A 4412-nucleotide genomic window follows, 5' to 3' on the forward strand; every position below is an offset into this window, starting at 1 on the left:
AACCCCATTGTGCCTCTCACGCTGGAATTTCGGCAGTTGGCTTTTCTTTTAGGTTTCAGCCCTGTGGCTCATCACTCCCACACCGACACCATCCCGTTCCTCGATGATCGCAAAGCGGCCATCCCAGAAGGCATCATAAGGCTTTGAACAGAACGATATCCCGCTTCTGCCATGTCGGGATGGCGACGCGATGCGACGCCGCTCACTCCAAACCCCACACACCCCTTCCCCCGCCTCGACAAACGCTTTACCCTGCGTACAAATGAAATTCCTGATGCGGAGCCACACATGACCCAGCGCCTTCACCTCGTTTTCGGCGGCGAATTGCAATCGACGCAAGGGACGGTTTTCAAAGACCCCGACAATATCCATATCGTCGGCATGTTTCCCAATTACGACGCCGCTTTCAAGGCGTGGAAGGCCGAAGCGCAACGGACGGTGGATGAGGCGCAGACCCGCTATTTCATCGCCCATATCCACCGACTGCGCGACGAAGGTGCCGAGGCCTCGCCGACCGAAGAACTTGGCGCCTGACGGCCCCCGATGGCTTATTCCCTTGGCTTGACGCTCTACAATCTCGCCAATCGGGCAGAGGCTGCCAAGCCCGTGGATCGGCCCGCGCGCCCTGCCGGTCCATTGATCTGGTTGCACGCGCCCGGCCCCGACAGTCTTTCCCAGGTCAACGGGCTGGCGCATCGGCTGGAGGATGAGCACGGAATCTCGGTTCTGCTGACAAGCCCGGAACCACCAGCAAAGCTGCATCCGGGCGTCATCTGGCAACCGATGCCCGCAGACAATCCAAATGAGATGCGCGCGCTTTTGAACCACTGGCACCCCGATCTGATTGCGCTGGCCGAAGGCGAGTTGCGCCCGGCCCTGCTGCATGAAGCGCATGAACGCCGCATCCCGTCCGCGCTGATCGACGCGCGCAGCCCTACCCTTTTGCGCGGGCGCGAAGGCTGGTGGCCGGGACTGACGCGGGGTCTGCTGGGCAGCTTCAGTGCAATTCTCGCGATTGACGAACCTGCCGCCCGCGCCTTTCGTCGCGCCGGGGCCGCACCTTCCATCGTCACCGTAGCAGGCAGGATGGAACATCCGGGCACCGTGCTCCGCTGTTCGGAGGCAGAACGCTCCGGCCTGGCGCGACTGTTGGCCACCCGCCCGGTCTGGTTTGCAGCTGGCGTGCCGGAAGCGGAGGAGGCGAGTGTCATTGCCGCGCATCGCGCCGCCCTGAAACTCGCGCATCGCTTGCTGTTGATCCTGTCGCCGCAAGACCCGGCGCGCGCACCCGCGCTTGCCGCCCGGCTTCAGCAGGATGAGGGTTGGACAACCGCTTGCCGACGCGACGAAGAAGAGCCGGAGGCCGACGTACAGGCCTATCTGGCAGAACCCGACGGCCAAGGTGTGAATGACTTCGGGCTTTGGTATCGGCTTGCGCCGATCACCTATATCGGCGGTGGTTTTGGCGAAACCGGAATCTCCCGCGACCCGATGGAGGCCGCTGCCCTCGGCTCCGCCATTCTGCACGGCCGCAATGCGGGACAATTTGGCGCGGCACTCGGGCGCTTGGCTTCGGCGCAGGCTACATGTCTGGTCGGTAGTTCGGAAGAGCTTGCGATGAGGCTCGGTGAATTGCTGTCACCTGACCGCGCCGCGAAACTTGCGCATGCCGCGTGGATCGTGGAATCGGATGGGGCAGAAGCGACGCAAAAGGTTGTCGCAGCACTCTGCGCATTGATGGAGGCCAAAACCTGATGCAAGCGCCGGGATTTTGGTTTTCAGACCCGGAGAGACCGGCATGGCCCGCGCGGTTGCTTGCGCCGCTGGGGGCGCTCTATGCCGCCGGGACCGCTTTGCGCCTGCGAAAGGCACGGCAGTTCACAGCAGACATCCCGGTGATCTGCATCGGAAACCTGAACGCCGGTGGGACGGGAAAAACCCCGACAGTGATCGCCTTGTTGGAGCGGTTGCAAGGGCGCAATGTTGTGGCGCATGTTGTTTCGCGCGGGCACGGGGGGCGGCTACCCGGCCCCGTGCAGGTGGATGAGCGTCACCACAGCGCCGCCGACACCGGCGACGAACCGCTTTTGCTTGCTGCCTTCGCACCGACATGGGTTGCGCACAGCCGGTGTGACGGGTTGCGCGCCGCGCAGGAAGCCGGGGCGCAGGTGATCCTTTTGGACGATGGCTTTCAGGATCCGACGGTTCACAAGGATCTGTCTGTGATCGTTGTCGATGCGTTGCGCGGCTTTGGCAATGGTCGTTGCCTTCCCGCCGGACCACTGCGCGAACCTGTTGCTGCGGGTCTGGCGCGCGCCGACCTGCTGTTGTCCGTCGGCGATACGACAGCGCAAGCGCTGTTCCGGACGGTTTGGGGCGGGGCGTTCACCGTACCACATCTTGTCGGCCAGTTGGAACTGCTGCGAATGGGCATGGATTGGCAGGATCAATCCGTGCTGGCGTTCGCGGGTATCGGCCATCCTGAAAAATTCTTTGCAACGCTGCGTGCGACGGGTGCGAATGTTTTGCGATGCGAGGCGCTGAGCGACCATCAGCCGTTCAACGCCACTTTGTTGCGGCGGCTGGAACAGGAGGCGGTGAGCCTTGGCGCGCAACTGGTGACAACCGAGAAAGACGCCGTTCGCCTGCCGGCGCCCTTCCGGCCAAAGGTTCTGACCCTGCCGGTCCGTCTGCGGATGACGGATTGGGGAGTACTGGATCAGGCTTTTGAGCGGATGGGCCTGTGACTTCGCAGGAATAGGTATTTTTGCCAAGATGAAACCCGAGGCGCGCCGCTTACGTTAACTTGGGGCGGAGCAACGAGCAGGTAGCTTTACATCTGGGACGTTGCGCGGCTTTATGAAACCAACATGCAGCGGAAGGGAGTGCCCAGCGATGACTCAATCCGAAATTGGCCTGATCGGCCTTGGAACCATGGGGGCGATGCTGGCCCTGAACATTGCCGAAAAGGGCTTTCGGGTCGCGGTCTGGAACCGCACCACCGAAACCACCCATCACTTCGCCAAAAATGCGGGCGATCTTGCGGACAGGATCACTGCGACAGAAACGCTGAAAGCCCTGGTTGCCGCGATAAAGCCGCCGCGAGCCATCATCCTGTTGGTGCCCGCGGGCGACCCGGTGGATCAGATGATCGCCGCGTTGACCCCGTTGATGGATGCAGATGATCTGATCATCGACGCGGGCAATGCCAATTTCCATGACACCAACCGCCGCGCCGCCGATGCCGCCAAATCCGGGCCGCATTTTCTGGGGATCGGCGTTTCCGGCGGCGAGGAAGGCGCGCGTCATGGCCCGTCGATCATGGGCGGCGGCGAACGGAGTGATTGGGACCGTGTCGCGCCGATCCTGGAGGCTATTGCCGCCAAATTCGACGACACGGCTTGCGCCACCTATATGGGCACGGGCGGCGCGGGGCATTTTGTCAAATCAGTTCACAACGGCCTCGAATACGCCGACATGCAGATGATCGCTGAAGTATACGGTGTCATGCGCGATGGGATGGGCTTGGCTGCAGCGAAGATTTCCGACGTGTTTGATCGGTGGAACAACGGCCCTTTGCAATCCTATCTCATTGAAATCTCTTCTGCCGTGACCGCCGTGATCGACGAGGCTACCAAGCATCCCATCATTGACGTTATCCTTGACCGTGCCGGGCAAAAGGGCACCGGGCGCTGGACGGTGATCGAGGCACAGCATCTTGCCGCTCCGATTCCTGTGATCGAAGCCGCCGTGATGGCGCGAAACACCTCGGCCCGGCTGGAAGAACGCAAGGAGGGCGAAAAGCGCTTTGGCGCGGCGCCGCAGGCATTCGCAGATGGGGTACTGACACTTGGGGATCTGGAATCGGCGATGATTGCGGGCAAGATCCTGTGCTATGCGCAGGGGTTCGCGCTGCTGTCGGCGGCGGGTGATGAATTTGACTGGGCGCTGCCGTTGCCTGACGTGGCAAAGGTGTGGCGCGCGGGCTGCATCATCCGGTCATCCATGCTGGATGATATGGCGACCGCGCTGGAGGAGAACCCGGAGCGAAACCTGATGTTGGCACCGTTCTTTGCCAAACATCTGGAAAAGAGCCACGGCGCCTTGCGCAAAGTCGTCGCGCAATCGGCACTGCATGGCTTGCCGGTTCCGGCACTGGCGAATGGGCTCGCGTGGTTTGATATGATGCGCACGGGTCGGTCTACCGCCAATATGATTCAGGCGCAGCGCGACTTTTTTGGTGCGCACGGGTTCGACCGGATGGATGGCGGCGACGGGCATCACGGGCCGTGGGCTTTGCAAGGCTGACGCGCTGGACAAGCTCGAGGGGAGTGACTTGAAGTCGAAACCCTTTAGAGCGCGCGCGCCAGCGCAACGCGTTGCTGCTGCCCACCAGAGAGCTGCGCAGGCTT

The 4412-nt window shown here is 62.1% G+C and carries 4 protein-coding genes; all 4 read left to right on the top strand.

Annotation, left to right across the window (positions count from 1 at the left end):
* Positions 1 to 288 precede the first annotated feature (288 nt).
* The gene (locus tag L0H65_RS15310) at positions 289 to 534 is read left to right on the top strand and encodes a DUF4170 domain-containing protein (RefSeq protein ID WP_301459909.1); all 246 of its coding nucleotides are present in this window, start codon (positions 289 to 291) and stop codon (positions 532 to 534) included.
* A gap of 9 nt (positions 535 to 543) precedes the next feature.
* Entirely contained in the window at positions 544 to 1755 is a 1212-nt protein-coding gene (locus tag L0H65_RS15315) for a 3-deoxy-D-manno-octulosonic acid transferase (RefSeq protein WP_301459910.1), read from the top strand.
* Positions 1755 to 2747 (top strand): tetraacyldisaccharide 4'-kinase, encoded by a 993-nt coding sequence (lpxK, locus tag L0H65_RS15320; RefSeq protein WP_301459911.1) that lies wholly within the window; start codon positions 1755 to 1757, stop codon positions 2745 to 2747. The genes L0H65_RS15315 and lpxK overlap by 1 nt, the downstream gene beginning before the upstream one ends.
* Before the next feature lie 148 nt (positions 2748 to 2895).
* A complete protein-coding gene (gndA, locus tag L0H65_RS15325) occupies positions 2896 to 4308 on the top strand; it encodes an NADP-dependent phosphogluconate dehydrogenase (RefSeq protein ID WP_301459912.1) in 1413 nt (470 codons plus the stop codon).
* Positions 4309 to 4412 lie beyond the last annotated feature (104 nt).

Origin of the sequence: Pseudorhodobacter sp., from assembly GCF_030452865.1 — a bacterium.
Classification (GTDB): domain Bacteria; phylum Pseudomonadota; class Alphaproteobacteria; order Rhodobacterales; family Rhodobacteraceae; genus Pseudorhodobacter.